Here is a 24,453-nt window from a genome sequence, read left to right on the forward strand (position 1 = left end):
AGGCTGCGTCCCCATATTAGTTCTCGGCCAAAATATGCCGAGGGTCTTGCGTATCCGCGGCGGGACGATGTTATTCTGGTCAATAAGAATCAGTTAACCGTATCGGTAGTCGCGCGTAAACGAGGGGCTGGGAGAGAATGGCGGATAGGACATCTTCAAAAGACGTCATGCATGGTGACGACTTTGGCAGCGACGCTCTCGACCTCATCGAAATCACCGGCGTGATCAAGTGGTTCGACGTCGCCAAGGGCTTCGGCTTCATCGTTCCCGACAACGGCATGCAGGATGTGCTGGTGCACGTGACCTGCCTGCGCCGCGACGGCTACCAGACGGTTCTTGAGGGTGCGCGGGTCGTTGCTCTCATCCAGAAGCGGGACCGCGGTTACCAGGCGTTCCGTATCCTATCGATGGACCAATCCACGGCGGTGCATCCGTCGCAGCTGCCGCCGGTCCGAACCCACGTGCAGGTAACGCCGACCAGCGGCCTTGAGCGCGTTCTCGTCAAGTGGTTTAACCGCACCAAGGGCTTCGGCTTCCTGACCCGCGGCGAGGGAACCGAAGATATCTTCGTCCATATGGAAACGCTCAGGCGTTTCGGCCTGACGGAACTGCGGCCAGGCCAGGTGGTGCTCGTCCGGTTCGGCGATGGCGAAAAGGGCCTGATGGCCGCTGAGATACATCCGGATGGACCGTCGCCGACGAGCCGGGCGCACTGATGGTCGCGGCTCGAAACCTTGTCGGAAAAAGCGCCTTCCTGGCGCTTTTTTTGTTGCTTGCCCTGACGGTATCGTCTTTCGCCGACGTTCAGTTCACAACGGACAAGATGCGCCTGGTCACCGCGGACAAGGCTGTGCACGAACTGACGGTCGAACTGGCCCTCGATCCGGCCCAGCGTGAGCAGGGCCTGATGTTTCGTACCTCCATGGCGCCGGATCACGGCATGCTGTTCGATTTTGGCGAGACACGCCGCGTGATGATGTGGATGAAGAACACCCATTTGTCGCTCGATATGCTGTTCATCGACAACAAGGGCGTTGTGCGCACGATCCATGAAGGCGCCGTGCCTTTTTCGGAAGCGATCATTGATTCGAAAGAACCGGTGGCTTTCGTGCTTGAGCTCAATGCCGGCGCGGTCAAGCGGCTGAATATCCGGCCCGGAGACCGGCTGGAAGGTGCCCGCATGCCGTCTTCGAAGCCGTAGACGCCGGGGCCACTTCGCGGTCCGCCTTGTCCTTGCCCGATCATTTCCTAAATTATGTGTCTGAACCCCACGGGTTTCATGGTTGAGATCATGGAGCCTTTCGGGCAGACTGCGCGTTAACGAGTTGCTAATATTCTTCTGGCGACAACAGGAGGCAGCCGTGATGATCCGGAGTGTGCTTGTTGCAATGGTAGCGGCCTGCGCCGTTGCGCAAACAGCGATGGCAGCGGACTTGGCAGCCGATCTGAGCCAGCCGCCGGCACCGGTCGCGCAACCATCGCCGGGATTCGTCTGGACCGGCGGTTATGTCGGCCTCCAGGGCGGCGGCGGGTGGCTCAATGGCGATTTCAGTGCGCCTGGCGGCAGCGCTTCAGAAGACTTCAATGGCGGATTGCTCGGCGCCTTTGCCGGTTTCAACTTTCAGCAGGGCGACTGGGTTTACGGCATCGAGGGTGACGTCAACTACAATTGGAACGACAAGACGTTCGACGTCGGCGGAACCTCGACCGAAGTTGGTACCGACGTTTCCGGCGCAATACGCGGCCGGGTCGGCTACCTGCTGAATGACAAGGCGCTGCTCTATGGCGCCGGCGGCTGGGCGGTGACCCGCGGCTTCGTCGATGTGCCCGGCGCATCGAAGGAAAAGGAAACCTTCAACGGTTGGACGATCGGTGCCGGTGTCGACTATTCGTTCACCGACAGCGTCTTCGGCCGCGCCGAGTACCGCTACAACGACTACGGCGACAAGGACTTCGGCGGCGTCAATGTCGATCTCGACCAGCACCAGTTCACCGTTGGTGTCGGCGTAAAGTTCTGACCAGCAACCATTGGCATCGCGGAGCGCGCCGGCATGCTGCCGGACGCTCCGCGGTATCCTTTCAACTACGGGCCGCCGCGGGCACGCCGGGCAATCTCGGCCCGGTCATCTTCCGCCGTAAGATCGAGGACGATGCGGCTGCCGTCTCTGATCGGGCGTTGCAGGGCCTTCCGCGACTCGGGCAGAAGCGTGAGTCGCCCTTTGGTTTCGAGCTTGCTCAGTCTGGCGCGTGAAAGCGCGAGTTCCGCCGATAGCAGGCGGTCGACGCGCAGGCTGCTTGCCTGGCGCACGACAAGGACAATCTCAAGCCGTGCGCAACCCGCACTCCCACCCAATACGTGCCGTTCCACGTTAGAATCGGCCAAATCCTCGATCCGGTCCGTGCATTGGCGAAGACCTTCGATGTCGAACGCCGCCTGTCGGACCCAGACGGGATCGTTGCTTTGAAGCGCTGCGAGCACATCCGGGGCGACGCTGGCGACATTCCGCCGCTCGAAGATCGGACGGTTCCAGGTGTCTTCGCAGACGGCGCAGCGATAGATCAGCCAGGCGTCGAGCCGCCGCCCGTTGGCGTTCAACCGTGTCTTGCCGCTGCATACGAAGGGGCGGTGGCCGCCGCAGCGGTTGCAGGCAAGCCAGGGGCGGGGGGCGGATTGGGGTTCGATGGTCCACTGGACCGTCAATGTATGAGACATCTCGTCTGGTTCTTCCAATTGGAAGTCCATCGAGACGACGGTTTGAGTACCCGTTCCGGGGACGCGGTCTGGCAGCTGTTGGACGTGATGGTTCCGCCTGACGAAGTTACGTCGGGCTTGAGATCGGCAATGCCATTCCGGTCTCGAACCGCCACCTCAACGAACGCATGAGAATTCTATCCGACAGCTGGAGTGCTATCGGGCGTACGGGGTGAAACTAGCGAGACCGGATTTTACAAAGGCAAAGCGAAACTCCAGGAGAGCCAGCGCAATAGTGGCTGCCTGAACGTCCTACACGCTTGCGCGGATGGCGAAAAGTGCAACGCTGCCACAGGCTCGCGTCAAGGTGGCGTGCGATGGCGCGCTAGGCGAAATTTGGCCACAAGCGAATTCGGCGCATTGCGGTAAAATACGCCTTACACCTCCAATCTGAAGCGGATCGGAAATGCTTGGATCCGCTTCTCTTTTTTGAAGGTGGTCTGCGGCGAAGCATCGCCTGATTAGCCGGCGCGGTGAAGGCTCACCGCAAGCGGCTTCGAATCCGCAAGCTCCGCATCGGACGCGACACGGTTACGCCCGCCTCGTTTGGCCGCGTAGAGCGCCGCATCTGCCCTATTGAACAATTCCTCCCAGGAACGCTCCGTGCCGCTGGCGGTGGCAACCCCGATGCTGATGCTGACTGCTACGCTTTGCCCGTTGCTCACGACCCGCAGTTCTTCCACGGCGCGGCGTAGCCTTTCGGCGATTGCAAACGCCTGTGTCTCGCTTGTCCGCGGGAGATAGAGCCCGAATTCCTCGCCTCCGAGACGCGCGAAGCTGTCGCCCCTGCGCAGGTTCTTCCTGACCAGATCGGCGAAGGCGACGAGCACCTGATCACCCGTATGATGACCGTAGCGGTCGTTGATACGCTTGAAATGGTCCAGGTCCATGACGAGGAGGCAATCGCCCTGCCAGCTCGCCTGAGGCAGTTGCGCCAGAAACCAGCGCCGGTTGCCGACGCCGGTCAGCGCATCGGTATCGGCAGACCGGCGCAGCTCCGCTTCCGCCCGCTCCTTGACGAGCACGAGGGCGAAGAGTGCGATGGCGAAATGGCAGATGATCGAGAGAAAGAAGGGGTAGGTCGTGGTGATCGGCACGATGCCGGGCTTGAGGAGGCCAATGACCACCGCAAGGCAAAGGCCGGCCCCGACGGCCATGGCGGCCGCCAGCATGGCGCGTGCCGGCAGCGACTCGTTCGAGCGATCGGCGATGACGGCGACAGCCGAAGCCGCGAGGAAAAGAAAGGCGGCGGCGTTGAAGACGCTGGCCCTGACGACGTTGACGACATGGAAATCCGTGGCGAGACCGATGAGCGCGCCGGCAAGCGGCACAAGTAGCGCCAGCCAGTCCGCCAGACGGCGCCGGCCGCCGCTGAGGCGGCGCACGCCGATCCAGAACAGGGCATATCCGCCGATCCCGAGCGTGAAGCTGGAAAGCCTCCACAGAGTGGGCGGCAACAGCTTTTGCTCGCCATAGCCCGCGAGCGTCGAGGCGAGCGCCAGGAAGAGGAAGCCGCTCGCCAGGATACCAAGCCCTTCGTCCCGCGGCGATTGCCAGCGCGCATAGAGGAAGCAGAAGGCGCCGATCAGGAAAGACGACTTGTGAAGCAACAGAACGGTGGCAAGGTCGAGTTGGGCAGTCATTGGATCGCTCGGGCGGGCTTGGGGGCGCGCAGGGCACGAAAGCGCGCCGGTTCGCTCTAGCCACAATGGATTTAGCGATTCCTAAATTCGTATGACAAATAGGCATTCTTGTCCCAACTCGGGACGATTCGATCGTTTGCCAACGCAATCGAGTGATCTACGGCGATGTTAGCCTGCAGATCTGCGATCACGAACAGATTGAAAAAAAGGAGAATGACGCTTCCGCCTCAATGAATGGTCGGAGTGGAGAGATTCGAACTCCCGACCCTCTGGTCCCAAACCAGATGCGCTACCAGACTGCGCTACACTCCGTGCCAACGGCGCCGGAGATACACGCTTCGCAGCAGGGCTGCAACAGCAAAATTTCCCAATGCCTCATCTTAGACTGGGACAAACCCACAAGTTCGCTCATCTCCTACTGAAAGCCAAATTTATCCGGCCAAAAGTCATTCCGTTTTAAATCATTCTGCGTTATGGGAAGACGGAATGCTGGCGCCCGTGAATGTTGCCAGCGAAAGTATGGAGCCGTTCGAAACCATGTCCGCAAAGATCTATCGTCCAGCAAAGACCGCCATGCAGTCTGGCAAGGCCAAGACGAATCTGTGGGTGCTGGAGTTCGATCAGGAAAAGCCGCGCACCATCGACCCGATCATGGGCTACACCAGCTCGGGCGACATGAAGCAGCAGCTGCGGCTGACCTTCGAAAACGCCGAGCAGGCGATCGCATACGCCGAGCGAAACGGCATCGAATACCGCGTCATCGCGCCGAAGGAAGCGACCCGCAAGAGCGTGTCCTATCCGGACAACTTCCGTTTCAACCGGATGCAGCCCTGGACCCACTAAGGTCCTTCAGCCGCATTCGACGGGCACAGCCCGGGACGGCCCCTTAGCTCAGTTGGATAGAGCACCTGCCTTCTAAGCAGGTTGTCGCAGGTTCGAATCCTGCAGGGGTCGCCAATAATTTCAAGAACTTAGCAGCTGTTTTGGGGGCTTGAAAGAAGCTCGATTACAGCTTCCCTTTGCCGACAGCAGAATTCGTCGGCCAGGTGATCTCTCCATCCGCGAAACGGCGCCGTCGCTGGCCCATTGTCTCCCGGTAGATCTGTTCGTCCGCCATGAGCGGCAGATCTCTAGTACGCCACCACTCGGCGGATAAGTCCGGCGATTCGCGCCGCACCACTCGAGGAAAGCTACGCTCGTTTCCGGAAGCAGGAAAGAAGCGCGGTAACAGGCTTGAACAAGAGCCTGTGGCCCTTGGTGAACATGCGGCCCGGACGATGGATCGTCAGTGCGTAGAGATACGAGCGCTTTCCTTGCAGGTAGGACCGGAATTTCTGCACCACTTGACGTCGTGCATCGTTCTGTCGAGCCCGCTTTGCGTCTGTGAGACTGAGATGTTGCGTGACCAGGCTTTCTTCGCAACCAACGATCAGTCCGCCTTCCAAGGCAAAGCGAATAGCCCATTCGCGATCGACGGCCCTGCGGAAATCCTCGTCGAAGGCGAACTTGCGCAAGGTCGACACGCGGGTGAGCATGGTGCAGGTGCCGACCCTTCCGTCGCCGGGGAGGGGATCGTCGCAGAGGAGATGGAGCGCGACCGCGTCGCCACCCACTGGCTGCGCGGTGCCCATGGCGCTGAGGCTCCTCGTCTTGCCGTCGGAGATCACGCGCCTCCTGCAATAGACCGAGATAGGAGCCGCATGCCGTTCTTCCGCCGCAAGCAGCTTTGCGATCTGGACCTTCAAACGCTCTGGTGCATTTTCGTCGTCCGAATCGAGGAACGCTAGGATTTCGCCGGTTGCTTCGCGTGCGAGCGTATTGCGCGCGCCAGCGTTGCCCTTGTTGTTACTATGGCTAACCAGTCTTACCCGCGAATCCTGCTGGCTGACGGTCTGCACGATGGCAGCGGAGCGATCGGTGGAGAGGTCGTCACAGACCAGGATCTCCAGGTCATCCCAGTCCAGTTGCCTGGCGGATAAGAGCGTCCGCTCGATCGTCTCTTCGGCGTTGTAGCAACATATCGCAAGTGTTACGCGCATCGATGCCTGTTCCTATTGCGATCTGTGCTGGTTCAGCGGCAGTCCCGTCATCGCCGGCATGTTTCCGGATGAAGGCTAACTCTGATTGTTTGTTTTGCCCGACGAACCGACCATGCGGACAGGAACGGCATTCGGTTCCAGATATGAACTGTCTGAGCGCACGAAGAGCACGTCGACAAGGCGATTGTGCGATCGGTGGGGGATGACATCGGCGACTTCGAAGCCTTGCTCTGCCATGTATGCGACAAGTTCCGAAAACCGATAGCTACCTTCAAACCGGCGACGAAGGCTTGCCTCTGTGAAGACGAACTGCGTCTCCCGAAGCGTTTTCTCGGCTCCCTTCAGAACATCAAGGTCAAAGCCTTCGGTGTCCACCTTCAATCCGAATGGGCCTTTGTAGCCCTTGTTTTCCAGAAGTTCGTCGAGGGGTGAAATCTGTATCTCGACCGTCTTTTCCGGCTGCCGCTTCCAGTCCCTGCGTTTCATCAGGCTTGAGGAGGGGCCTTCCAGGGAAAGGGTTGCTACGCCCTTGGCAGAGCCTGCGCCCGATTGAATGTAGTCAAAATTCAGGCCCTTTACGCTGTCTGCGGCCTTCTCCATCGTATCTGGCTGCGGATCGACCAGGACGAACTTTTTGTCCTTGAACAGTTCGTAGAACACCGGGCTGCCTTGATAAACGCCGACGTCGATGAATGTATTGATATCGAACCCGTAGCGCTTCAGGTATGCAGCAGAGTAACGCTCCTCGGAAACATGGAAACCTTGTCGCGTTAGCATCGAGGCGGCTGAGCGAAGCACCCGATTGAACAGCTTTCCCTTGGTCATAGTCCCCTCGGCAATTGCAATTTTCTCCAGACGAAACGCCTGGCCAAGTTGATGTCGTACTGGCTTAGATTTTGAGGCAGTTGTCCGGCATGTAGAACACGGACGTCCGCCATGGCCGGCCGTTCACCGGTCCGAAGCCGTCGAAGTCGAGGCGGCGATAGCCGTTGTTGATCAGCAGGTCGTATCCCTCCTGGTACCTCTCGCGTTCGCTGTTGTCCCAGATGATTGCGGACGGCCTCTGCTTCAGGTTCATCGTCGCCTTGGCACAATTCACGCGATCGCGGCCGTCTATGACAACAACGTCGAACGCGGTGTCCTGGTGGCGCGTCACCTCGGTGGAGTAGTCGCCCCCCTCTACCAATTCGCGATAGTTGTAAGTTACATTGGCCGGCGATTGCTTGGAGATCAGCTCGAACCAGTCGCGGTCATGTTCGACGCTGACCACCGACTTCGCCTTGCGGCTCCACCAAAGCGTGGAGTTGCCGCTGCCATACTCGAAAACGCGTAAGTCAGTCAGTTGCCGGGTGCCGAGAAAATGCAACATCGGGTAGGTGTACCAGGGGCATGGTTCTCCGTCGGCGGTCATCGGCTTGTGCTGTTTTGCACTCTCCAACCAGCCCATCTGCCTCGCGCTTTCGACGAACTTCGGGAAGAAGTCGCGCGGGATATCCGGAGTTTCCCAAAGAAGCAGGTCGAGTTTCTGCTCGATCTTTGGAATGCGGCCGATGAGCTTTGTCGCTTTTACGAAGTTCTTCATCGCGCCCAGCATCATAGTCTCCCTCAGTTGCGGACATGCTTAATGGCTTATATGTTTTGTTAGCGCAAGCGGTTGAAACGCGGATCCGGCGAGCGTCGAAGTTCGGCAGGCGCACAGCCTGAGCTGCAGGTGTAACGCCGTTTCCTCCCGAGCAACGCGTCCCTTCGTCGGCTTGCCGAAGCGCTAGACGCCGGGGCAGTGGCGCTTACGATTCCGCAAAATCACATAAAAAAACGGGCCGGCGGATGGTTTCCGACCGGCCCGTTCCGGCAAAAGGCGGAAAGGGGAACGTCTCTGCGCGGGGCTGCAGCGCCGCGCGTAGGGAGATCGATACGGTCTGATAATGCCCGAAAGGCAGCATTGGAATTGACATTTCCCGCTTGAAATTTGACATTTCCCGCATGCCTTCCGATGGACGTCTACAATCTGTGATCGAAGTTTCCGTCGTTATCCTGCCGGAGTCGTCGATCATGTCGCTTGCCTCCGTGCTGGACCCGATGCGCGCCGCAAACCGTATCTCGGGGCGCGAGGTGTTTCGTTGGCGGCTGCTCTCGGCCGATGGCAAGCCGGTGGTCCTGACCTGCGGCGTGCCGATTGCGGTCGAGGGCACGCTTCGCCCGCCGCTTGCCGGCGACGCGCTGCTGGTGATCGGCGGCTTCAACCTTGATCGTCACGCCGGCAAGAAATTCATCGGTGCATTGCAGGAGTGCTCGCGCCATTTCGATATCGTCGCCGGCATCGAATCGGGCTGCTGGTTGCTCGGCCGCAGCGGTCTGCTCAATGGCCGCAAGGCGACAGCGCATTGGGAGGAGCTTGAGGATTTCAGCCAGGCCTTTCCGGAGTTGACGGTGCTTGGCGACCGGTTCGTCATCGACGGCAAGTTCTGGACCTCGGGCGGCGCTTCGCCGACCTTCGACATGATGCTGCACTGGATCACCCAGCGGCTAGGGTCTGCACTGGCGCTCGATGTCGCCAGCATCTTCGTCTACGACCAGACGCATAGTGCAGCCGACGTGCAGCCCTATGTTTCGCTCGGGAGGATCGAGACGCGCGACCCGAAGCTCGCCGAGGCCATCCGCCTGATGGAACGCACGCTGGAGCGTCCCTTGACGATCGCCGCGTTGACGAAGCGGCTGTCGATCTCGCAGCGCAAGCTGGAGTTGCTGTTTGTGCGCGGACTATCGACGAGTCCCGGCGCCTATTACCTACGCCTGCGTCTTCAGTTCGCCCATCGGCTGGTGCGCGACTCCGCTAGCCCGATCCGCGAGATTGCCCTTCGATGCGGTTTCGACAGCCTGTCTGCATTTTCGCGCGCCTATAGCCGCGAGTATGGAATGAGCCCGCTGAAGATGCGACTGGCCCGCAGAGGAGCGGAAGCATAGGCAGCGCCGTCAGGCACGCGACTATTGGGAAGGCCGGGGTGAGGGGCCCGCGAATTGCTCACGGCATAGCCGATCCGGATTGTTCGCGTGTTTTGAGGCAACCGCGCAGACGGCACCCGCTGATGCGTCCCCATCATGCATGGAGTGCGACGTCGTTCCGCACGCCCGGCGTCGCCGGGCCGCATCCGGCCGGGCGCAGTCGCGGGGTCATTATGCCCTAATGAACCGTTTGTGGCGGCTCGTCGGTAAAGGCTTGGATGCCGTCGCGCTGGACCGTTGCGATAAACTCCTCGAAAGCTTCCCTGTCGGTCGGGAAGGGCTCCTCCCATGTCGTAGAGAAGCCCTCCTCGTCAATGACCTCGAGGGTCCAGTCGCGATTCGTGCCCGCCTCCCGGTAGATCCGCAATTCCACGACGACGCCATCGTCACTGAATTGGCCGGATAATTCCGAAAACTCGTAGTTCTGTTCTTCGTCAGTCATGTCTGAAGTGTAACACGCTTGCTTGAGGACGTCCTGCCATGTTCGGCCTCGACGATATTGCTCGCAGCTTCAGCCGGGCACACAGGCGCATTCGCCGGCCTCCACGAAGGTTTGGACCGGGGATGCGCCTGTCACCTTGGCCAATGGTCTTGCTGTTACCGGCAGCGGGCTTCGTAGCGGCGGCCATAGCGGTCGCGATAGATGCAATAGCCCTGGCGCTCCTGGGAGCGTCCGATCAGGTTGCCGATAACGCCACCGGCGACCGCGCCGATTGCCGCGCCGCCCCAGCTGTCGCTGACCGCGCCACCAATGATCGCACCGGTGCCGGCGCCGATCGCCGTGCCTTTCTCGGTCTGCGTGCAGGAAGCAAGCGTACCAATCATCAAAACCGCAATGACAAGCTTTCTCATGCCTTCACCCCTTTGCTCGATACCAAACTGGGCAGTTCACCGCCTTGCATCCTCAGCGTGAGCCTCAGCATCTACTCAACGCGTCGAATTGTCGATAGCACGGAATGCAACAGGCGAAGATACGGCGGGGTTCGCTCCAAAAAGTGTAGAGAATGGGCTCGCATGGCGATGCATTTTGATGTCCAAGGACACCAGCAAGCGATTGATTTCAATGGGGTTTGCGTGGTGAGCGCGCAGGGATTCGAACCCTGGACCTACTGATTAAAAGTCAGTTGCTCTACCGGCTGAGCTACGCGCTCCCTGGCCGCGGCGGTGAAGCCCGGCGGAAGTGGCCGGACATATGCACGCGTGTTTCCCCCCGGTCAACCGAAAAATTGCGGGTTTTGTGAAGAAACGGTGCATGGCGCAATGATCGCCAAAAGGTGATTGGTATCATCATGATCCTGCGGCTAAGGAATGGCCCAAATGCCGCGTGCCGGAGTTGTTGCCGTTGTCGATCGCCGATATTTCCATCTGGACCGCCGTCCTTGCCGGCGCCCTTTCGTTCCTTTCTCCCTGCGTTCTGCCGCTCGTACCGCCCTATCTCTGCTATATGGCGGGCGTCTCGGTCGATCAGTTCCGCAGCGGTGATGCGGCGACCATCGGCAGCACGAGACGCGCTGTCTTGCCGGCAGCCCTGTTGTTCACGCTCGGTTTTGCCACCGTCTTCGTGGCGCTCGGGGCGGGGGCCTCGTCGATCGGCATGCTGCTTCGGCAGCATATGGACCTGCTGTCGCGCGTCGGCGGCGTGATCATCATCATCATGGGCCTGCATTTCCTTGGCGTGTTCAAGATCGGGCTGCTCGCGCGGGAAGCGCGATTCCAGGGCGGCGGCAAGCCGGCGACGCTCTCGGGCGCCTACATCATGGGTCTTGCCTTTGCCTTCGGCTGGACGCCCTGCATCGGCCCGGTACTCGGCACGATCCTCGGCGTTGCTGCCGCACGTGACACCGTGTCCGACGGCGCAATGTTGCTGGCGATCTATTCGCTGGGCCTTGCCGTGCCGTTCTGGATCGCGGCTGCGTTTTCCGGCTCCTTCATGCGCTTCCTCTTCCGCTTCCGTCGCCATCTCGGTCTGGTCGAGAAGCTGATGGGCGGCCTTCTGGTGCTGGCGGGCCTGGCTTTTCTCTTCGGCTTCATCAGTTCCGTCGCCATCTGGTTCCAGACGACCTTCCCGATCCTGATGAAAATCGGCTAGGGCATACCCTCGTATTTTAGAATCACTTTTCGGCTTAACCGGCCTAATCGTCAGGCCGGTTCGTGCGCTAGGCGTGCGGGCGTCGGCGCGGGAAGGTGAAGGATGCGAGGGACAAGATGACGGAAATCGCGGGCCTGGTGCTGCCGTTCTTCGGCCTGATCTTCCTCGGTTATCTGACGGCGCGCTTCGTCCACCATCCGGGCGAGGCGATGGGGTGGCTGAACACCTTCATCATCTACCTCGCGCTGCCGGCGCTGTTCTTCAAGCTCGTCTCGCGCACGCCGATTGAACAGCTGGCGCGTGCCGACTTCATCCTGACCACCGTCGGTGCGACCTACATCGTCTTTTCGCTGATCTTCCTCGTCGGGGTCTATGTCAGGCGCAACTCCATTGCCGAGGCGACGATCCAGGGTTTTGGCGCTGCTTATGGCAATATCGGCTACATGGGGCCTGGCCTTGCGCTCCTGGCGTTGGGCGATGCCGCTGCCGTACCGGTGGCGCTGATCTTCAGCTTCGAAAACGCCGCGCATTTCGCGGTCGCACCGGCGATGATGGCGATATCAGGCGGCCGGCAGGAAAAGCCGCTGGCGCTTGCAGCCAGCGTCGCGCGCAAGATCATTCTGCACCCGTTCATCCTGGCCACACTTGCCGGTGTGGTCGCCGCCTTTTTCGCCGTGCAGCCGCCAGTTCCGGTTCAGCGGCTGATCGATTATCTCGCCCAGTGTGCGGCGCCCTGCGCGCTCTTTGCCATGGGGGTGACGCTGGCGCTGCGCCCAATCAAGCGCATTCCCGTCGAGATCGGCTACATCGTCCCGGCGAAACTGCTCTTGCATCCGCTCGTCATGTTCACGGCAATGAGCCTGACGGGGAACTATGATCCGGTCTGGGTGCAGACGGCGGTACTGCTCGCAGCGCTTCCGACGGCGACGAACGTTTTCGTTATCGGCCATCAATATGGTGTGTGGCAGGAGCGAGCCTCGGCCACGATCCTCATCACTACGACACTGTCAGTCGCAACGGTGACCGGCCTGCTTTACCTGATCCGTTCAGGCGCTCTTCCGCCCGATCTTTTCCCTTAAGCCTTCCTTGAAGGCATTGAGCGCGCTGCCGGGGTGCACGCCTTCGCGCATCAGCAGGCTGCGGAGCGGCCCAACGGCGGAAAGTACGTGCAGCCCCAGTGCGCGCAGCGCCTGCACTGGCAGGAAGCCGGAGAGCAGCGAGCGGTTGAGCAGATCCACACTTGCCGTGCGGCTGATGATGTCCGGCCGGCGGCGGCTGTCGAAGCGGTCACCGATATCGCCGGCAAGCGGCTCGCCGCTGGATACGCCGATGATATCGACGAGCGTCATCACATCGCGGAGGCTAAGGTTGAGCCCCTGAGCGCCGATCGGCGGGAAGGCGTGCGCTGCTTCGCCGAGGAGCACGACGCGGCCCTTGCCGAAGCGCTGGGCGGTCATGCCCGAGAGCGGGAAGGATTGCGGCGTGCCCTCGACGGTTACCTTGCCGAGGATTGATTGCATCCGGTCTTCGACGGCGCGGGAGAGTGCCGCAAGATCCAGCGTCAGCGTTTGTGCGGCATCCTCGGGTTTGCGGACCCAGACCAGGCTGGAGCGGTTGCCCGGCAGGGGCACTTGCGTGAAGGGACCGCTTTCGGTGTGGAATTCGGTCGAGATGTTCTGGTGCGGCAGCTCGTGCGCAAAGTTCAAGACGACCGCCGTCTGCGGATAGGACCAGGTGCTGACGGAGATCTTCGCCGCTTCGCGCACCGGCGACCGACGACCATCGGCGCCGACGAGGAGATAGGCGCTGCATTGGCTGCCGTTTGCAAGCTCGATCGTTGCGACAGCGTCCGAAAGTTCAAAGCCGATCGCCGACGTGGTGATGCGTGTCAGCGTCGGGCTCTCTTCGGCGCGGTGGCAGAGAATATCGATGAAGGGCGCGTTGGGGATATTGTAGCCGAAGGCGTCGAGCCCGACTTCCGAGGCACGGAAGTTGACCGGTGGCGCCCGCAGCAACCGGTTGGTGCCGTCGAGGATACGCATGGTCGAAAGCGGAGCCGTCAGCGGCTCGACCTTTTCCCAAAGGTTGAGCGTCTTCAGATACTCGATCGATTGGTCCATCAGCGCGGTGGTGCGTCCGTCGGCAACCGCCGGCTCCGGTCCGATCAAGGCCACGCGGTAGCCCGCATCGGCAAGCGCGATGGCCGCAAGCGATCCGGCAAGGCCCGCACCGATAATGGCGATGTCGAAGTGGTCCATGATGCAAAAGCCCTTTCGCGCAAGCTGTGAGGCGTCTTGGCCCAGCCTCGATCATACCTCTAGTCGCCGGCGCATGCGAAATAAATGGGTAGAATCAGCGCAGAAGCAATTTGCAGGTGTCCACAGGACAATGGGGCGAGGGGAGGCTGTAATACTTGAATTTTAGTGGCGATGCGTTGCAAAGGGTGCATATTACGGGCAACGCGCCGCACAGCGGTCGAGGCGGGTCAAGGCCCGCACGGGGAAAACAGCAGGGGTGGGCGGCATCCGCAGATGAAGTTCTTTAACTATAGACGAGTTCCCTACGCCGAGATTCGCGCCTTTTCCGTGCATATCTTGACCGCCTCGGGGTCGTTTCTCGCCTTCCTGGGTGTCGTGGCTGCGGCCGAGCATCGCTTCGTCGACATGTTCTGGTGGCTGGGGCTGGCGCTGCTCGTCGACGGCATCGACGGGCCGATCGCGCGCAAGGTGCGCGTCAAGGAAGTGCTGCCCAACTGGTCGGGCGATACGCTCGACAACGTCATCGACTATGTGACCTATGTGCTGTTGCCTGCCTTTGCGCTCTACCAGAGCGGCATGATCGGCGAGCCCTGGTCCTTCGTGGCGGCCGGCGCGATCGTGGTTTCGAGCGCGATCTACTATGCCGATATGGGCATGAAGACGGACGAATACTTTTTCTCCGGTTTCCCCGTCGTCTGGAACATGGTCGTCTTCACATTGTTCGTCATTCAGGCGAGCGAGCTGACCGCGTCGATCGTCGTTTTCGTGTCGGTGGTCTTGACCTTCCTGCCGATCAACTTCCTTCATCCGGTTCGCGTCCAGCGCTTGCGACCGCTGAACCTCGGCATCTTCCTCTTGTGGTCGGCGCTCGGCATCTATGCGCTGCTCCTGCATTTTGCGACGCCGGCATGGGTCGTGACCGGCTTCGTCGTCACAGGCATCTATCTCTACGTGATTGGCTTCGTGCTGCAGATTTTCCCAAGTCTCGGCCGGAAATAGGAGCAGGCAATGGCACAGGCGATTGTGGTACGCGAACTCGGAGGACCGGAGGTCCTGAAGCTCGAAGGCGTGACACTCTCGCCGCCGGGGCCGGGTGAGGTACAGATCCGGCAGGTGGCCGTCGGCCTCAATTTCATCGACGTCTACTTCCGCACCGGCCTCTACAAGTCGGCTTTGCCCTTCGTGCCGGGCAAGGAAGGTGCCGGCATCGTCACTGCGGTTGGCGACGGAGTCAGCCTGTTTTCCGTCGGTGATCGCGTCGCCTATGCCTCGGCCGATGGTGCCTATGCGAGCGAGCGCAACGTCGATGCTGCGCAGTTGGTGAAGGTGCCCGACGGCATCAGCCTCGAGACTGCGGCTGCGATGATGCTGAAAGGCATGACGGCACAATACTTGCTCAACCAGACCTATCAGGTCGGTCCGGGCACGACGATTCTCTTCCATGCCGCAGCCGGCGGCGTCGGGCTGATTGCCGGCCAATGGGCGAAGGCGCTTGGCGCGACCGTTATTGGCACAGCGGGCTCGCAGGACAAGATGGATCTGGCGCTGGCGCATGGCTACGACCACGTGATCAACTACCGCAGCGACAATTTCGTCGCGCGGGTCAAGGAATTGACCGACGGCCGGGGCGTTGATGTCGTCTACGATTCCGTCGGGCGCGACACCTATCCGGCGTCGTTGGATTGCATCAAGCCGCGCGGCCTCTGGGTCAGCTTCGGCAATTCGTCCGGTCCAGTGGAGGCTTTTAGCATCGGCATCCTGGCGCAGAAGGGGTCGCTGTTTGCGACGCGTCCGACACTCTTTGGTTACGTTGCCACGCGGCCTGCGCTGGAAGCGTGTGCAAATTCCCTGTTTGATATTGTGCAAAGCAACAAAGTGCGTATCAATATAAATCAGACTTATCCGCTTGCCGATGCGGGGCGAGCGCATACGGATCTCGAGACAAGAAAAACAAGTGGAACAACACTGCTGATTCCGTGATCGAAGCCTTAAGGCGGACGCGGATCAACAGAGGGGAAAGAGGGCAGCGTGCCTGTTGAGGGAGTAGCGGCGAACGGTCATCTATTGGCTGTGAGCAACCTGACGAAATTGTTTGGCAGCTTCGCGGCCTGCAATGGGATCAATCTGCAGATTGAACCGGGCGAAATTCACGCCCTTCTCGGCGAAAACGGCGCCGGAAAATCGACCTTGGTGAAGATGCTGTTCGGCGTATTGGCGCCGACGGCCGGCGAGATCCTCTGGCAGGGCCAGAGCGTGCGCATCGCCAATCCCGCGGCTGCACGCAGGCTCGGCATCGGCATGGTTTTCCAGCATTTTTCGCTGTTCGAGGCGCTGACGGTCGCCGAGAACATCGCGCTTTCCATGGATGCGAACATCTCGCTGGCGAGGGTAGCGGAAGAGGCGTCGCGCCTGTCGCATGCGTACGGCCTTCCGCTCGACCCCAAGGCGCATGTGGCGGATCTCTCGGTCGGCGAGCGCCAGCGCATCGAGATCGTGCGCGCGCTCTTGCAGAACCCGCGCCTCATCATCCTCGACGAGCCGACCTCGGTGTTGATGCCGCAGGAAGCCGACCGCCTGTTCGAAACGCTCTACAAGTTGAAGGCGGAGGGGCGCTCGGTTCTCTATATCAGCCACCGACTGGAAGAGGTGCAGCGCATCTGCGACCGCGCCACGGTGTTGCGTCACGGCAAGGTAACGGGCGCCTGCGACCCGAAGGCGGAAACCCCGTCGTCGCTGGCGCGCATGATGGTTGGCGGTGACGTCGCGGCGGTGACGGCCGAAGGCACCAGCGCCAAGGACCAGGTGCATCTGGAAGCGCGGCACTTGACCGTGCCGGCGCGCACGCCCTTTGCCGTTTCGCTGAAGAACATCTGTCTCAAGGTGCATGCCGGCGAGGTGCTGGCGATTGCCGGTGTTGCCGGCAACGGCCAGGGCGAACTGTTCGATGCGCTCTCGGGCGAGTACCCGGTTGCCGACGATAATGCGGTGCAGATCCGCCAGAAGCCGGTCGGCAACCGCAACATCAATGCGCGCCGCCTGATGGGCGCGGGCTTCGTTCCCGAGGAGCGCCACGGCCATGCCGCGGTATCGGCGTTGCCGCTTTCGGACAATCTCGTGCTTGCCCGCAGCCGCTCGGACGCCAAGGCGTTTCTCGGCGGCGGCTTCCTCAAGATCATCCGTCGCGATGCGGTGACGAGCGCCACGAAGCGCATCTCCGAGGCGATGGACGTGCGCAAGAGTGGTGAGGATCCGCCGGCCGGCTCGCTTTCCGGCGGCAACCTGCAGAAGTTCATCGTCGGGCGTGAGCTCGACCGTCAGCCGAGCGTGCTCGTCGTCAATCAGCCCACTTGGGGCGTCGATGCGGGTGCTGCGAGCCGCATCCGCCAGGCGCTCGTCGACCTCGCCAAGGCCGGCTCTGCCGTTCTCGTCATCAGCCAGGACCTCGACGAAATCTTCGAAGTGGCGACGGAGATCGCCGTCATCAGCGACGGAAAGCTATCCGATCCCTATCCGGCAAAAGAGCTTTCACGCGAAAAGATCGGCCTGCTGATGGGCGGCATGTACGGCAAGACGGAAGGCACGGAGGCCGCACATGCGCATTGAACTGGAAAAGCGCGCCAAGGTCTCGACGCTGTTTTCGATCCTGTCGCCGTTCATCGCCTTCCTGCTGACGATCGTCTTCGGCGGCATCATGTTTGCGCTTCTCGGCAAGAATCCGGTCATGGCGCTCTACAGCTTTTTCGTCGAGCCCTTGAGCGAGGTCTGGTCGCTGCACGAGCTGGCAATCAAGGCAGCGCCCCTGATCCTGATTGCCGTCGGGCTTTCGGTCTGTTTCCGCTCCAACAACTGGAACATCGGCGCCGAGGGCCAGTTTATCATGGGCGCGATCGCCGGCTCGATCCTGCCGGTGGTCTGTTATGACTGGCAGTCGCCGCTGGTGCTGCCGCTAATGATGCTGATGGGCATGCTCGGTGGTGCGCTGTTTGCCGCCATCCCCGCCTTCCTAAAGGCGCATATGAACACCAACGAGATCCTGACGAGCCTGATGCTGGTCTATGTCGCCCAGCTCTTCCTCGATTGGCTGGTGCGTGGACCCTGGCGCAATCCAGGCGGCATGAACTTTCCGGAGACGCGCACCTTCGCCGTCGATGCGATCCTGCCGGAAATGCTTGCCTCGGGACGCACCCACTGGGGCTTCGCCTTCGCCATCATAGCGGCGATCCTCGTCTGGTTCATGATGCGTTACACGCTGAAGGGCTTCGAGATTTCCGTGCTTGGCCAATCGGAGCGGGCAGGGCGCTTCGCCGGTTTCTCCTCGCGCAAGATGATCTGGTTTTCGATGCTGCTTTCGGGCGCTTTTGCCGGTCTGGCCGGCATCTCCGAAGTCAGTGGCGCGATCCAGCAGCTGCGCCCGGTCATCTCGCCCGGCTACGGCTTCACCGCCATCATCGTTGCGTTCCTCGGCCGCCTCAATCCGCTTGGCATCGTCGCCGCCGGCCTGGTGCTGGCGCTCACCTATCTCGGCGGTGAGGCGGCGCAGCTGTCGATCGGCGTTTCCGAGAAGGTGACGCGCGTCTTCCAGGGTCTCCTGCTCTTCTTCGTGCTCTCCTGTGACACGCTCATCCACTATCGCATCAAGCTGGTCTTCGACCGGTTGACCGCGACCAATAGCGAGGGGAGCCGCTGATGGGTATCGTCGAAGCGATCCTTCTGAGCGTCATCACTGCCGCAACGCCCCTGGTGTTGGCCGCGATCGGCGAACTGGTGACCGAACGGTCCGGCGTGCTGAACCTCGGCGTCGAGGGCATGATGATCATGGGGTCGGTCTCCGCCTTCGCGATTACCCAGATTACCGGTTCGCCCTATCTGGGCATGCTTGCCGGCATCGCCTGCGGCGCACTGTTCTCGCAGCTCTTTGCCTTCCTCACGCTGAGCCTGGTAGCAAACCAGGTGGCGACGGGCCTGGCTTTGACCCTGCTCGGCATCGGCGTCTCCGGCATGATGGGCGAGAGTTTCCTCGGCATGCAGGGCGTCAAGCTGCAGCCGATCGCGATACCGCTTCTCGCGGATATCCCCTATATCGGGCCGCTGCTCTTTCGGCAGGATATCATTTTCTATCTTTCGATCGCGATCGTCGCGGGCGTGCATTGGTTCCTGTTCAAGAGCCGTGCTGGCCTCAAGCTTCGCGCCGTCGGCGATAGCCACGCCTCCGCGCACGCGCTTGGCGTCAACGTCATTCGCACCCGCTATCTCGCCGTGATGTTCGGCGGCGCCTGTGCCGGGCTTGCCGGCGCGCAGCTGTCGCTCGTCTACACGCCGCAATGGGTGGAAAACATGTCGGCCGGTCGCGGCTGGATCGCACTGGCGCTGGTGGTCTTTTCGTCCTGGCGCCCCTGGCGGCTGGTGGCCGGTGGCTATCTCTTCGGTGCCGTATCGATCAGCCAGTTGCATGCGCAGGCCTTCGGCCTCGGCATTCCCTCGCAGCTCCTTTCGTCGCTCCCCTATGTCGCGACGATCGTCGTCCTCATTCTCATTTCGCATAACCGGCGCATGACCCTGATCAATACGCCGGCATCGCTCGGCAAACCGTTTGTGCCGGACCGATGATTGCAAGCATTTCATACTGACGTTTCTCAAACCGACAGAGGTCAAGAAAATGAAAAAACTACTGCTCGTTCTCGCAAGCTCCGCGGCAGCGATCGGCTTTGCCACCGGTGCAAGCGCCCAGGAGAAGGCCAAGGTCTGCTTCGTCTACGTCGGTGCCAAGACCGACGGCGGCTGGACCCAGGCGCACGACATCGGCCGCCAGGAGCTGGAAAAGGCGCTCGGCGACAAGATCGAGACGCAGTATCTCGAAAGCGTGCCGGAGGGCCCGGATGCCGAGCGCGCGATCGAGCGTCTCGCACGCTCGGGCTGCGGCCTGATCTTCACGACGTCCTTCGGCTTCATGGACGCGACGATCAAGATCGCGCAGAAGTTCCCGGACGTGAAGTTCGAGCATGCGACCGGCTACAAGACCGCGCCGAACGTCGCGACCTACAACAGCCGCTTCTATGAAGGCCGCTACATCCAGGGCGTGATCGCCGCCAAGATGTCGCAAAAGGGCGTCGCCGGCTACATCGCCTCCTTCCCGATCCCGGAAGTGGTGATGGGCATCAACTCCTTCATCATCGGCGCGCGCTCGGTCAACCCGGACTTCAAGATCAAGGTCGTTTGGGCAAACACCTGGTTCGACCCCGGCAAGGAAGCCGATGCTGCCAAGGCATTGGTCGACCAGGGCGTCGATATCCTGACGCAGCACACCGACACGACGGCACCGATGCAGGTTGCCGCCGAGCGTGGCATCAAGGCCTTCGGCCAGGCCTCCGACATGATCAAGGCCGGCCCGGAAACGCAGCTGACGGCGATCGTCGATACCTGGGGCGCCTACTACATCAAGCGCACGCAGGCCTTCCTCGATGGCAAGTGGGAAACGACGTCGAGCTGGGACGGCCTGAAGGACGGCATCTTGACGATGGCGCCCTACACCAACATGCCTGACGACGTGAAGAAGCTCGCTGAGGACGCCGAAGCCAAGATCAAGTCGGGCGAACTGAAGCCCTTCACCGGCCCGCTGAAAAAGCAGGACGGCAGCGAGTGGCTTGCTGCAGGGGCGACGTCTGACGACGGCACGCTGCTTGGCATGAACTTCTACGTCGAAGGTGTCGACGACCAGCTGCCGAAGTAAGCAGGAGCCTACGAAACAGAATGCAAACCCCGCCATTTCGGCGGGGTTTGTCGTTTGGAAAACGCGTAAGGGTTGTTTCATCGTTCGGCGGTGCGCGGTTTACGGTTTTGCGGCCACCCTGGGGCTTTTCGGAATCGACTGTTCAAACTACATTCATTTGCGCAGGTTTAGGGGGCCCCCCGTGCTCCGCACGAAGGCCTTGTGGCGCGTCGCGCCGTATGAAATCAGGCAGGGGAGTGCCTGGAGGAGATGGATTGAACAGGAGTTTGCTGGAAACCGTCGTGTCCGGCTCGCGCAAGCGCACGAGCCACGCACATGTTGTCGATCAACTAGGCAAGGCAATCATATCCGGCGAATTTCCGGTCGGCTCCATTCTTCCGGGTGATCCGGAACTTGCGGCACGCTTCAAGGTATCCCGAACTGTTCTGCGCGAAGCCATGAAGACGCTGGCCGCCAAGGGGCTGGTCGTGCCGCGTGCCCGCATCGGCACCCGCGTGACGCCGCGCAACGACTGGAACCTGTTCGACAACGACATCCTGACTTGGCACTTCGAATGCGGTGTCGACGAGGACTTCCTCTATCACCTCAGCGAAGTGCGCCTGGCCTTCGAGCCGCATGCGGCAGCACTTGCGGCGCGAAACGCGTCGGAGGCCGAAATCAGCCGCATGATGCGGCTCGCGGTTGCGATGGGCGAGGAGGGGCATAGCGCCGAGAGCCTCGCAAGCGCCGACCTGAAGTTCCACCTGGCTGTCGCCGAGGCCTCCGGCAACCCATTCATGCGCACGGTCGGCGGGCTGATCGAAGCGGCGCTGGTCGGTGTCTTCAAGCTGAGCTCTCCGGTCGCCGAAAAGGGCGGCATAGACGAGGTTGCCCGCAACCACATCCGTATCGTTGAGGAGATCGGCAGGCGCGACGAGGTCGGCGCACGTCTTGCCATGGAAAACGTGATCAAGATCGGGCGCGAGCGCGTTCGCAGCGCGCTGCAAAGTCGCAGTTGAGGCTGCCACCGGTCGAGATTGTTCAACAAAACAGCGCTCGGCCCTTCCAATGTTCAGAAGATTGCAGCGATTTCATTGCTTGTGCTTGCTCGGATCGCGCGCTGGCCTTATTTGGTGAGGGCTCGCTCCTTGTGGAGCGGCTTTCGTCAACGGTGATCTGGAGACCATGTCCGAGTTTTTTGTCATTTTCGTCCTGCTTTTGATCAATGCATTTTTTGCTCTCTCGGAAATGGCAATCGTCTCGGCAAGCAAGCCAATGCTTCGCCAGATGGCAAAACAGGGAAATGCCCGCGCCGAAGTGGCGCTGAGGCTCGCTGAAGATCCCGGCAAGTTTCTTTCCACCGTACAGGTCGGCATCACGCTCGTCGGCACCTTAGCCGGCGCATACGGTGGCGCGACAATCGCTGCGAAATTTGCACCGCTGCTCGATGAGGTCGCTTGGATCAATCCTTACGGCAACACGGTTGCCCTCGTACTCGTCGTTACCCTCATCACCTTCCTGTCCGTGGTTATCGGCGAGCTCATTCCGAAGCAGCTGGCGCTGAAAAATTCCGAGGCGCTGGCGATGTTCGTCGCGCGCCCGATGCACTTCTTGTCGCGGATCACCGCGCCGGTCGTCTATCTCTTCGAGACCGCGGCGTCGCTTGCCATGCGTCTCCTCGGCATCCGTCCTGACGATCCTGATCATGTGACGGAAGAGGAAGTCCACGCGATCATGGCCGAAGGCGTCGAAAGCGGCGCCATCGAAAAGTCCGAGCACGAGATGCTTCGGCGAATCATCCGCCTCGGCGACCGCAACGTGAAGTCGATCATGACCCACAGGACCGAGGTGAGCTTCATCGACGTCAATGACAGCCTGGAAACGGTCGGTCGTAAGATCGATCAGTTCGGCCATTCCCGCTATCCGGTGGTCGATGGCCCGAGCGGCGACGTTCTCGGCGCGGTTCTCGCCAAGGAAATCCTGAACGCGCCGACCTCCGGTCCGTTCGACGTGCGTAGATACATCAAGGAAATCCACACCTTGCCGGAGACGGCGTCGTGCCTAAAGGCACTGGAAGCCTTCAAGTCGTCAAGCATCAACATGGCGATGATCGTCGACGAATATGGAAGCACTGAGGGCATTATCACCATCGCCGACATTCTCGAGGCGATCGTCGGCGTGCTGCCGTCGAACTACGACGACATCGAGCATGCGTTGATCCGCCAGCGCGAAGACGGAAGCTACCTTGTCGACGGCCGCACGCCGATCGACGAAATCCACCTGACGATCGGCATCGAGGGAATCGACGCCGACGGCAACTTCGAGACCATCGCCGGCTTCCTGGTGCAGCAGTTGCGCAAGACGCCGGAGGAGGGCGATGTCGCGATTGCCCATGGCTACCGCTTCGAAGTGGTCGACATGGACGCACGCCGCATCGACAAGATCCTCGTCAGCCGCTCGGACGAGACGGGCAACTGATCCATGCGCGGCCAGGTGCGCACCCCGGCCTGATGCGGCAAGAGCGGTGACTGCGCATGCGGCCGCTTACATCGTCACAAAGTGCTTCGTCACAAAACTTGAGGGTCCGTGTCACGGCGCCGAATTGGTGGCGCTCTATGACGAGGCCACGTGATCATCGCTGAGGTCGCCCGACTACGGATTATCGAGAGGCCCCGCCATGAACGGGAAAAAGGTCGGGTTCTGCCCGGCCTGCTTTTGCGCTCGAAGGTGGCTCGCGCTTGGTTCGTTCAGCGAAGCCTGAGAATGTGGCAGGTTGTGCCCGCGGGGGCTTCGGCCGCGTGCGGCGGCCGCACGATCAGGCAATCCGACTGCGCGAAAACCTTCATCATCGACGAATCCTGCCGCGAGAAGGGATGGGCGACCAACGTGCCGTCGCTGTCCCGCGTAAGGCGCGCGCGCACATAGTCCTGCCTGACGTCGTTGCCCGGAAGCTGGCCTGCAAGCCGCGCGGTCGTTATGCGGTCGCGCGATGGTAAGCGGGCGAGCTTACGGGTCAGCGGCTCGAGGAAGAGCAGGGCGCAGACGAGGCTGGAGACCGGATTGCCCGGCAGGCCCAGCACCGTGGCCGTTCCGAGCTGGCCCACCATGAGCGGCTTTCCCGGCCGCATGGCGATGCGCCAGAAGTCGAGCGTCATGCCGCAGGCAATGAGCGTCGATTGCACCAGGTCATGGTCACCGACCGAAGCGCCGCCGAGCGTGACGATCACGTCGACATCGGCGCCCTGCGCCCGTCTGACCTCGGCACTGATGGCGTCCCGATCGTCGCGGACGATGCCGAGATCGATGACCTCGGCGCCGTTGTCGCGCGCGATCGCCGCGACGCCGAAGCTGTTGGAGGCGATGATCTGATCGTCGCCCGGCTTGTTGCCCGGAGCCACCAGCTCGTCGCCCGTGGCGAGGATTGCGATCCGCGGGCGCTTGAAGACCGGCAGGCTCGCATGGTTCATCCCCGCAGCGAGCGTCAAGCGTCCGGCGTCGAGCACGTCGCCCGCCGAAAGTGCCGCTTCGCCGGCGATAAAATCCTGGCCGGCTGTTCGAATATGCCGCCCCTTGCCGGGCACGAATTTGGTGCGGATCCGGTTGCCCGGCAACCGCTCGGTATCCTCCTGGATGATCACCGTATCGGCGCCCAATGGCACCGGCGCACCGGTGAAGATGCGCACGGCTTCGCCCGCTTTCATCTCGCCCTTGAAGCCATGGCCCGCAGCCGACTGGCCGATCACGGTCAGTTCGGCGCCGATGGTCTCAATGTCCCGGTGGCGCACAGCGTAGCCATCCATCGCCGAATTGTCGAAGGCCGGATGGGTGACGCGAGCCGGAATATCCTGAGACAGCACGCGGCCGGGCCCGTCATGGAGACCGACGAGCTCTGTCAATTGCGGTGGCGTGGCGCCATATAGGATCCGCTCGAGCGCGTCTTCGACGGACAGCAACGCCATGGCC

25 protein-coding genes and 3 tRNA genes are annotated in these 24,453 nt (G+C 61.3%); 16 read left to right on the forward strand and 12 right to left on the reverse strand.

The features are described 5' to 3' along the window. Positions 1-137: 137 nt before the first annotated feature. The 3 genes from FA04_RS06695 to FA04_RS06705 all read left to right on the forward strand — a co-directional run bounded on the left by FA04_RS06695 (position 138) and on the right by FA04_RS06705 (position 2,018). Positions 138-716, forward strand: a complete 579-nt coding sequence (locus FA04_RS06695) for a cold-shock protein (protein ID WP_034790903.1) — start codon at positions 138-140, stop codon at positions 714-716. Further along, positions 716-1,201 carry a DUF192 domain-containing protein gene (locus FA04_RS06700; protein WP_034790906.1) on the forward strand — a complete coding sequence of 162 codons (486 nt, stop codon included), beginning with the start codon at positions 716-718 and terminating at the stop codon, positions 1,199-1,201. Before FA04_RS06695 ends, FA04_RS06700 begins: the two co-directional genes overlap by 1 nt. Before the next feature lie 163 nt (positions 1,202-1,364). Continuing rightward, the gene (locus FA04_RS06705; protein WP_034790908.1) at positions 1,365-2,018 is read left to right on the forward strand and encodes an outer membrane protein; all 654 of its coding nucleotides are present in this window, start codon (positions 1,365-1,367) and stop codon (positions 2,016-2,018) included. A 65-nt stretch (positions 2,019-2,083) separates the two neighbouring features. Here FA04_RS06705 and FA04_RS06710 read toward each other — a convergent pair whose 3' ends face one another. From FA04_RS06710 to FA04_RS06720, 3 genes are all read right to left on the reverse strand, one after another. Beyond that, a complete protein-coding gene (locus tag FA04_RS06710; RefSeq protein ID WP_034790910.1) occupies positions 2,084-2,713 on the reverse strand; it encodes a DUF1062 domain-containing protein in 630 nt (209 codons plus the stop codon). 500 nt (positions 2,714-3,213) lie between these two features. Next, positions 3,214-4,395 carry a GGDEF domain-containing protein gene (locus FA04_RS06715; RefSeq protein WP_064816992.1) on the reverse strand — a complete coding sequence of 394 codons (1,182 nt, stop codon included), beginning with the start codon at positions 4,393-4,395 and terminating at the stop codon, positions 3,214-3,216. Between the two features lie 235 nt (positions 4,396-4,630). Then, positions 4,631-4,707, reverse strand: a tRNA-Pro gene (locus FA04_RS06720). Between the two features lie 225 nt (positions 4,708-4,932). On the opposite strand from FA04_RS06720, the gene FA04_RS06725 reads away from it, so the two are divergent. Together FA04_RS06725 and FA04_RS06730 are read left to right on the forward strand one after the other, a co-directional pair. Further along, on the forward strand, positions 4,933-5,238 hold the full coding sequence (locus FA04_RS06725; protein ID WP_034791376.1) for an ETC complex I subunit: 306 nt from the start codon (positions 4,933-4,935) through the stop codon (positions 5,236-5,238). A gap of 37 nt (positions 5,239-5,275) precedes the next feature. Next, positions 5,276-5,352: transfer RNA gene (locus tag FA04_RS06730), tRNA-Arg, on the forward strand. Between the two features lie 233 nt (positions 5,353-5,585). Here FA04_RS06730 and FA04_RS06735 read toward each other — a convergent pair. From FA04_RS06735 to FA04_RS35580, 4 genes are all read right to left on the reverse strand, one after another. Next, positions 5,586-6,434: a glycosyltransferase family 2 protein gene (locus FA04_RS06735; protein WP_034790936.1), complete on the reverse strand. Its 849-nt coding sequence runs from the start codon at positions 6,432-6,434 to the stop codon at positions 5,586-5,588. Positions 6,435-6,509: 75 nt separating this feature from the next. After that, on the reverse strand, positions 6,510-7,259 hold the full coding sequence (locus FA04_RS06740) for an FkbM family methyltransferase (RefSeq protein ID WP_034790938.1): 750 nt from the start codon (positions 7,257-7,259) through the stop codon (positions 6,510-6,512). Positions 7,260-7,323: 64 nt separating this feature from the next. After that, a complete protein-coding gene (locus FA04_RS06745; protein WP_192442010.1) occupies positions 7,324-8,016 on the reverse strand; it encodes a class I SAM-dependent methyltransferase in 693 nt (230 codons plus the stop codon). A gap of 205 nt (positions 8,017-8,221) precedes the next feature. After that, positions 8,222-8,488, reverse strand: a complete 267-nt coding sequence (locus FA04_RS35580) for a hypothetical protein (protein ID WP_162250998.1) — start codon at positions 8,486-8,488, stop codon at positions 8,222-8,224. On the opposite strand from FA04_RS35580, the gene FA04_RS06750 reads away from it, so the two are divergent. Continuing rightward, positions 8,418-9,398, forward strand: coding sequence for a GlxA family transcriptional regulator (locus FA04_RS06750; RefSeq protein ID WP_034790940.1), 981 nt, complete (start codon positions 8,418-8,420; stop codon positions 9,396-9,398). The two genes, FA04_RS35580 and FA04_RS06750, sit on opposite strands and share 71 nt — an antisense overlap. A gap of 217 nt (positions 9,399-9,615) precedes the next feature. Here FA04_RS06750 and FA04_RS06755 read toward each other — a convergent pair whose 3' ends face one another. The 3 genes from FA04_RS06755 to FA04_RS06765 all read right to left on the reverse strand — a co-directional run bounded on the left by FA04_RS06755 (position 9,616) and on the right by FA04_RS06765 (position 10,588). After that, positions 9,616-9,879: a hypothetical protein gene (locus FA04_RS06755; protein WP_034790942.1), complete on the reverse strand. Its 264-nt coding sequence runs from the start codon at positions 9,877-9,879 to the stop codon at positions 9,616-9,618. A 155-nt stretch (positions 9,880-10,034) separates the two neighbouring features. Beyond that, the gene (locus FA04_RS06760) at positions 10,035-10,289 is read right to left on the reverse strand and encodes a YMGG-like glycine zipper-containing protein (protein ID WP_034790944.1); all 255 of its coding nucleotides are present in this window, start codon (positions 10,287-10,289) and stop codon (positions 10,035-10,037) included. A gap of 223 nt (positions 10,290-10,512) precedes the next feature. After that, positions 10,513-10,588: transfer RNA gene (locus tag FA04_RS06765), tRNA-Lys, on the reverse strand. A 191-nt stretch (positions 10,589-10,779) separates the two neighbouring features. Between FA04_RS06765 and FA04_RS06770 the strand changes: the two genes are divergently transcribed. Beyond that, positions 10,780-11,526: a cytochrome c biogenesis CcdA family protein gene (locus tag FA04_RS06770; protein ID WP_034790946.1), complete on the forward strand. Its 747-nt coding sequence runs from the start codon at positions 10,780-10,782 to the stop codon at positions 11,524-11,526. A gap of 116 nt (positions 11,527-11,642) precedes the next feature. Then, complete coding sequence (locus FA04_RS06775) at positions 11,643-12,605, forward strand: AEC family transporter (protein ID WP_034790948.1); 963 nt, start codon at positions 11,643-11,645, stop codon at positions 12,603-12,605. On the opposite strand, the gene FA04_RS06780 is transcribed toward FA04_RS06775, so the two are convergent. Then, positions 12,573-13,784 carry a UbiH/UbiF family hydroxylase gene (locus tag FA04_RS06780; protein WP_034790950.1) on the reverse strand — a complete coding sequence of 404 codons (1,212 nt, stop codon included), beginning with the start codon at positions 13,782-13,784 and terminating at the stop codon, positions 12,573-12,575. The two genes, FA04_RS06775 and FA04_RS06780, sit on opposite strands and share 33 nt — an antisense overlap. Before the next feature lie 273 nt (positions 13,785-14,057). Between FA04_RS06780 and pcsA the strand changes: the two genes are divergently transcribed. The 8 genes from pcsA (at position 14,058) to FA04_RS06820 (ending at position 22,968) form a co-directional block, all read left to right on the forward strand. Further along, entirely contained in the window at positions 14,058-14,783 is a 726-nt protein-coding gene (pcsA, locus tag FA04_RS06785) for a phosphatidylcholine synthase (RefSeq protein ID WP_034790952.1), read from the forward strand. A 9-nt stretch (positions 14,784-14,792) separates the two neighbouring features. Beyond that, entirely contained in the window at positions 14,793-15,764 is a 972-nt protein-coding gene (locus tag FA04_RS06790; RefSeq protein WP_034790985.1) for a quinone oxidoreductase family protein, read from the forward strand. A gap of 48 nt (positions 15,765-15,812) precedes the next feature. Next, positions 15,813-17,387, forward strand: coding sequence for an ABC transporter ATP-binding protein (locus FA04_RS06795; RefSeq protein WP_034790988.1), 1,575 nt, complete (start codon positions 15,813-15,815; stop codon positions 17,385-17,387). Next, positions 17,377-18,471 carry an ABC transporter permease gene (locus tag FA04_RS06800; RefSeq protein WP_034790990.1) on the forward strand — a complete coding sequence of 365 codons (1,095 nt, stop codon included), beginning with the start codon at positions 17,377-17,379 and terminating at the stop codon, positions 18,469-18,471. Before FA04_RS06795 ends, FA04_RS06800 begins: the two co-directional genes overlap by 11 nt. Then, positions 18,471-19,391, forward strand: a complete 921-nt coding sequence (locus FA04_RS06805; RefSeq protein ID WP_034790993.1) for an ABC transporter permease — start codon at positions 18,471-18,473, stop codon at positions 19,389-19,391. The genes FA04_RS06800 and FA04_RS06805 overlap by 1 nt, the downstream gene beginning before the upstream one ends. 49 nt (positions 19,392-19,440) lie before the next feature. After that, complete coding sequence (locus FA04_RS06810; protein WP_034791380.1) at positions 19,441-20,511, forward strand: BMP family ABC transporter substrate-binding protein; 1,071 nt, start codon at positions 19,441-19,443, stop codon at positions 20,509-20,511. Between the two features lie 218 nt (positions 20,512-20,729). Then, complete coding sequence (locus tag FA04_RS06815; RefSeq protein ID WP_051659212.1) at positions 20,730-21,509, forward strand: FadR/GntR family transcriptional regulator; 780 nt, start codon at positions 20,730-20,732, stop codon at positions 21,507-21,509. Positions 21,510-21,675: 166 nt separating this feature from the next. Beyond that, positions 21,676-22,968 (forward strand): hemolysin family protein, encoded by a 1,293-nt coding sequence (locus tag FA04_RS06820; RefSeq protein WP_034790998.1) that lies wholly within the window; start codon positions 21,676-21,678, stop codon positions 22,966-22,968. 269 nt (positions 22,969-23,237) lie between these two features. Here the strand turns inward: FA04_RS06820 and FA04_RS06825 are convergent, their stop codons facing one another. Continuing rightward, complete coding sequence (locus FA04_RS06825; protein ID WP_034790999.1) at positions 23,238-24,449, reverse strand: molybdopterin molybdotransferase MoeA; 1,212 nt, start codon at positions 24,447-24,449, stop codon at positions 23,238-23,240. Positions 24,450-24,453 lie beyond the last annotated feature (4 nt).

The sequence above is a fragment of the Ensifer adhaerens genome (assembly GCF_000697965.2).
GTDB lineage: Bacteria > Pseudomonadota > Alphaproteobacteria > Rhizobiales > Rhizobiaceae > Ensifer > Ensifer adhaerens.

What these genes read in the sequence shown, in the direction of transcription:
- FA04_RS06695 (WP_034790903.1), top strand. Translation starts at nt 138, where the DNA reads ATGGCGGATAGGACATCTTCAAAAGACGTCATGCATGGTGACGACTTT.
- FA04_RS06700 (WP_034790906.1), top strand. Translation starts at nt 716, where the DNA reads ATGGTCGCGGCTCGAAACCTTGTCGGAAAAAGCGCCTTCCTGGCGCTT.
- FA04_RS06705 (WP_034790908.1), top strand. Translation starts at nt 1,365, where the DNA reads ATGATCCGGAGTGTGCTTGTTGCAATGGTAGCGGCCTGCGCCGTTGCG.
- FA04_RS06710 (WP_034790910.1), bottom strand. Translation starts at nt 2,713, where the DNA reads ATGTCTCATACATTGACGGTCCAGTGGACCATCGAACCCCAATCCGCC.
- FA04_RS06715 (WP_064816992.1), bottom strand. Translation starts at nt 4,395, where the DNA reads ATGACTGCCCAACTCGACCTTGCCACCGTTCTGTTGCTTCACAAGTCG.
- FA04_RS06725 (WP_034791376.1), top strand. Translation starts at nt 4,933, where the DNA reads ATGTCCGCAAAGATCTATCGTCCAGCAAAGACCGCCATGCAGTCTGGC.
- FA04_RS06735 (WP_034790936.1), bottom strand. Translation starts at nt 6,434, where the DNA reads ATGCGCGTAACACTTGCGATATGTTGCTACAACGCCGAAGAGACGATC.
- FA04_RS06740 (WP_034790938.1), bottom strand. Translation starts at nt 7,259, where the DNA reads ATGACCAAGGGAAAGCTGTTCAATCGGGTGCTTCGCTCAGCCGCCTCG.
- FA04_RS06745 (WP_192442010.1), bottom strand. Translation starts at nt 8,016, where the DNA reads ATGAAGAACTTCGTAAAAGCGACAAAGCTCATCGGCCGCATTCCAAAG.
- FA04_RS06750 (WP_034790940.1), top strand. Translation starts at nt 8,418, where the DNA reads ATGCCTTCCGATGGACGTCTACAATCTGTGATCGAAGTTTCCGTCGTT.
- FA04_RS35580 (WP_162250998.1), bottom strand. Translation starts at nt 8,488, where the DNA reads ATGATCGACGACTCCGGCAGGATAACGACGGAAACTTCGATCACAGAT.
- FA04_RS06755 (WP_034790942.1), bottom strand. Translation starts at nt 9,879, where the DNA reads ATGACTGACGAAGAACAGAACTACGAGTTTTCGGAATTATCCGGCCAA.
- FA04_RS06760 (WP_034790944.1), bottom strand. Translation starts at nt 10,289, where the DNA reads ATGAGAAAGCTTGTCATTGCGGTTTTGATGATTGGTACGCTTGCTTCC.
- FA04_RS06775 (WP_034790948.1), top strand. Translation starts at nt 11,643, where the DNA reads ATGACGGAAATCGCGGGCCTGGTGCTGCCGTTCTTCGGCCTGATCTTC.
- FA04_RS06780 (WP_034790950.1), bottom strand. Translation starts at nt 13,784, where the DNA reads ATGGACCACTTCGACATCGCCATTATCGGTGCGGGCCTTGCCGGATCG.
- pcsA (WP_034790952.1), top strand. Translation starts at nt 14,058, where the DNA reads ATGAAGTTCTTTAACTATAGACGAGTTCCCTACGCCGAGATTCGCGCC.
- FA04_RS06790 (WP_034790985.1), top strand. Translation starts at nt 14,793, where the DNA reads ATGGCACAGGCGATTGTGGTACGCGAACTCGGAGGACCGGAGGTCCTG.
- FA04_RS06800 (WP_034790990.1), top strand. Translation starts at nt 17,377, where the DNA reads ATGCGCATTGAACTGGAAAAGCGCGCCAAGGTCTCGACGCTGTTTTCG.
- FA04_RS06805 (WP_034790993.1), top strand. Translation starts at nt 18,471, where the DNA reads ATGGGTATCGTCGAAGCGATCCTTCTGAGCGTCATCACTGCCGCAACG.
- FA04_RS06810 (WP_034791380.1), top strand. Translation starts at nt 19,441, where the DNA reads ATGAAAAAACTACTGCTCGTTCTCGCAAGCTCCGCGGCAGCGATCGGC.
- FA04_RS06815 (WP_051659212.1), top strand. Translation starts at nt 20,730, where the DNA reads ATGAAATCAGGCAGGGGAGTGCCTGGAGGAGATGGATTGAACAGGAGT.
- FA04_RS06820 (WP_034790998.1), top strand. Translation starts at nt 21,676, where the DNA reads ATGTCCGAGTTTTTTGTCATTTTCGTCCTGCTTTTGATCAATGCATTT.
- FA04_RS06825 (WP_034790999.1), bottom strand. Translation starts at nt 24,449, where the DNA reads ATGGCGTTGCTGTCCGTCGAAGACGCGCTCGAGCGGATCCTATATGGC.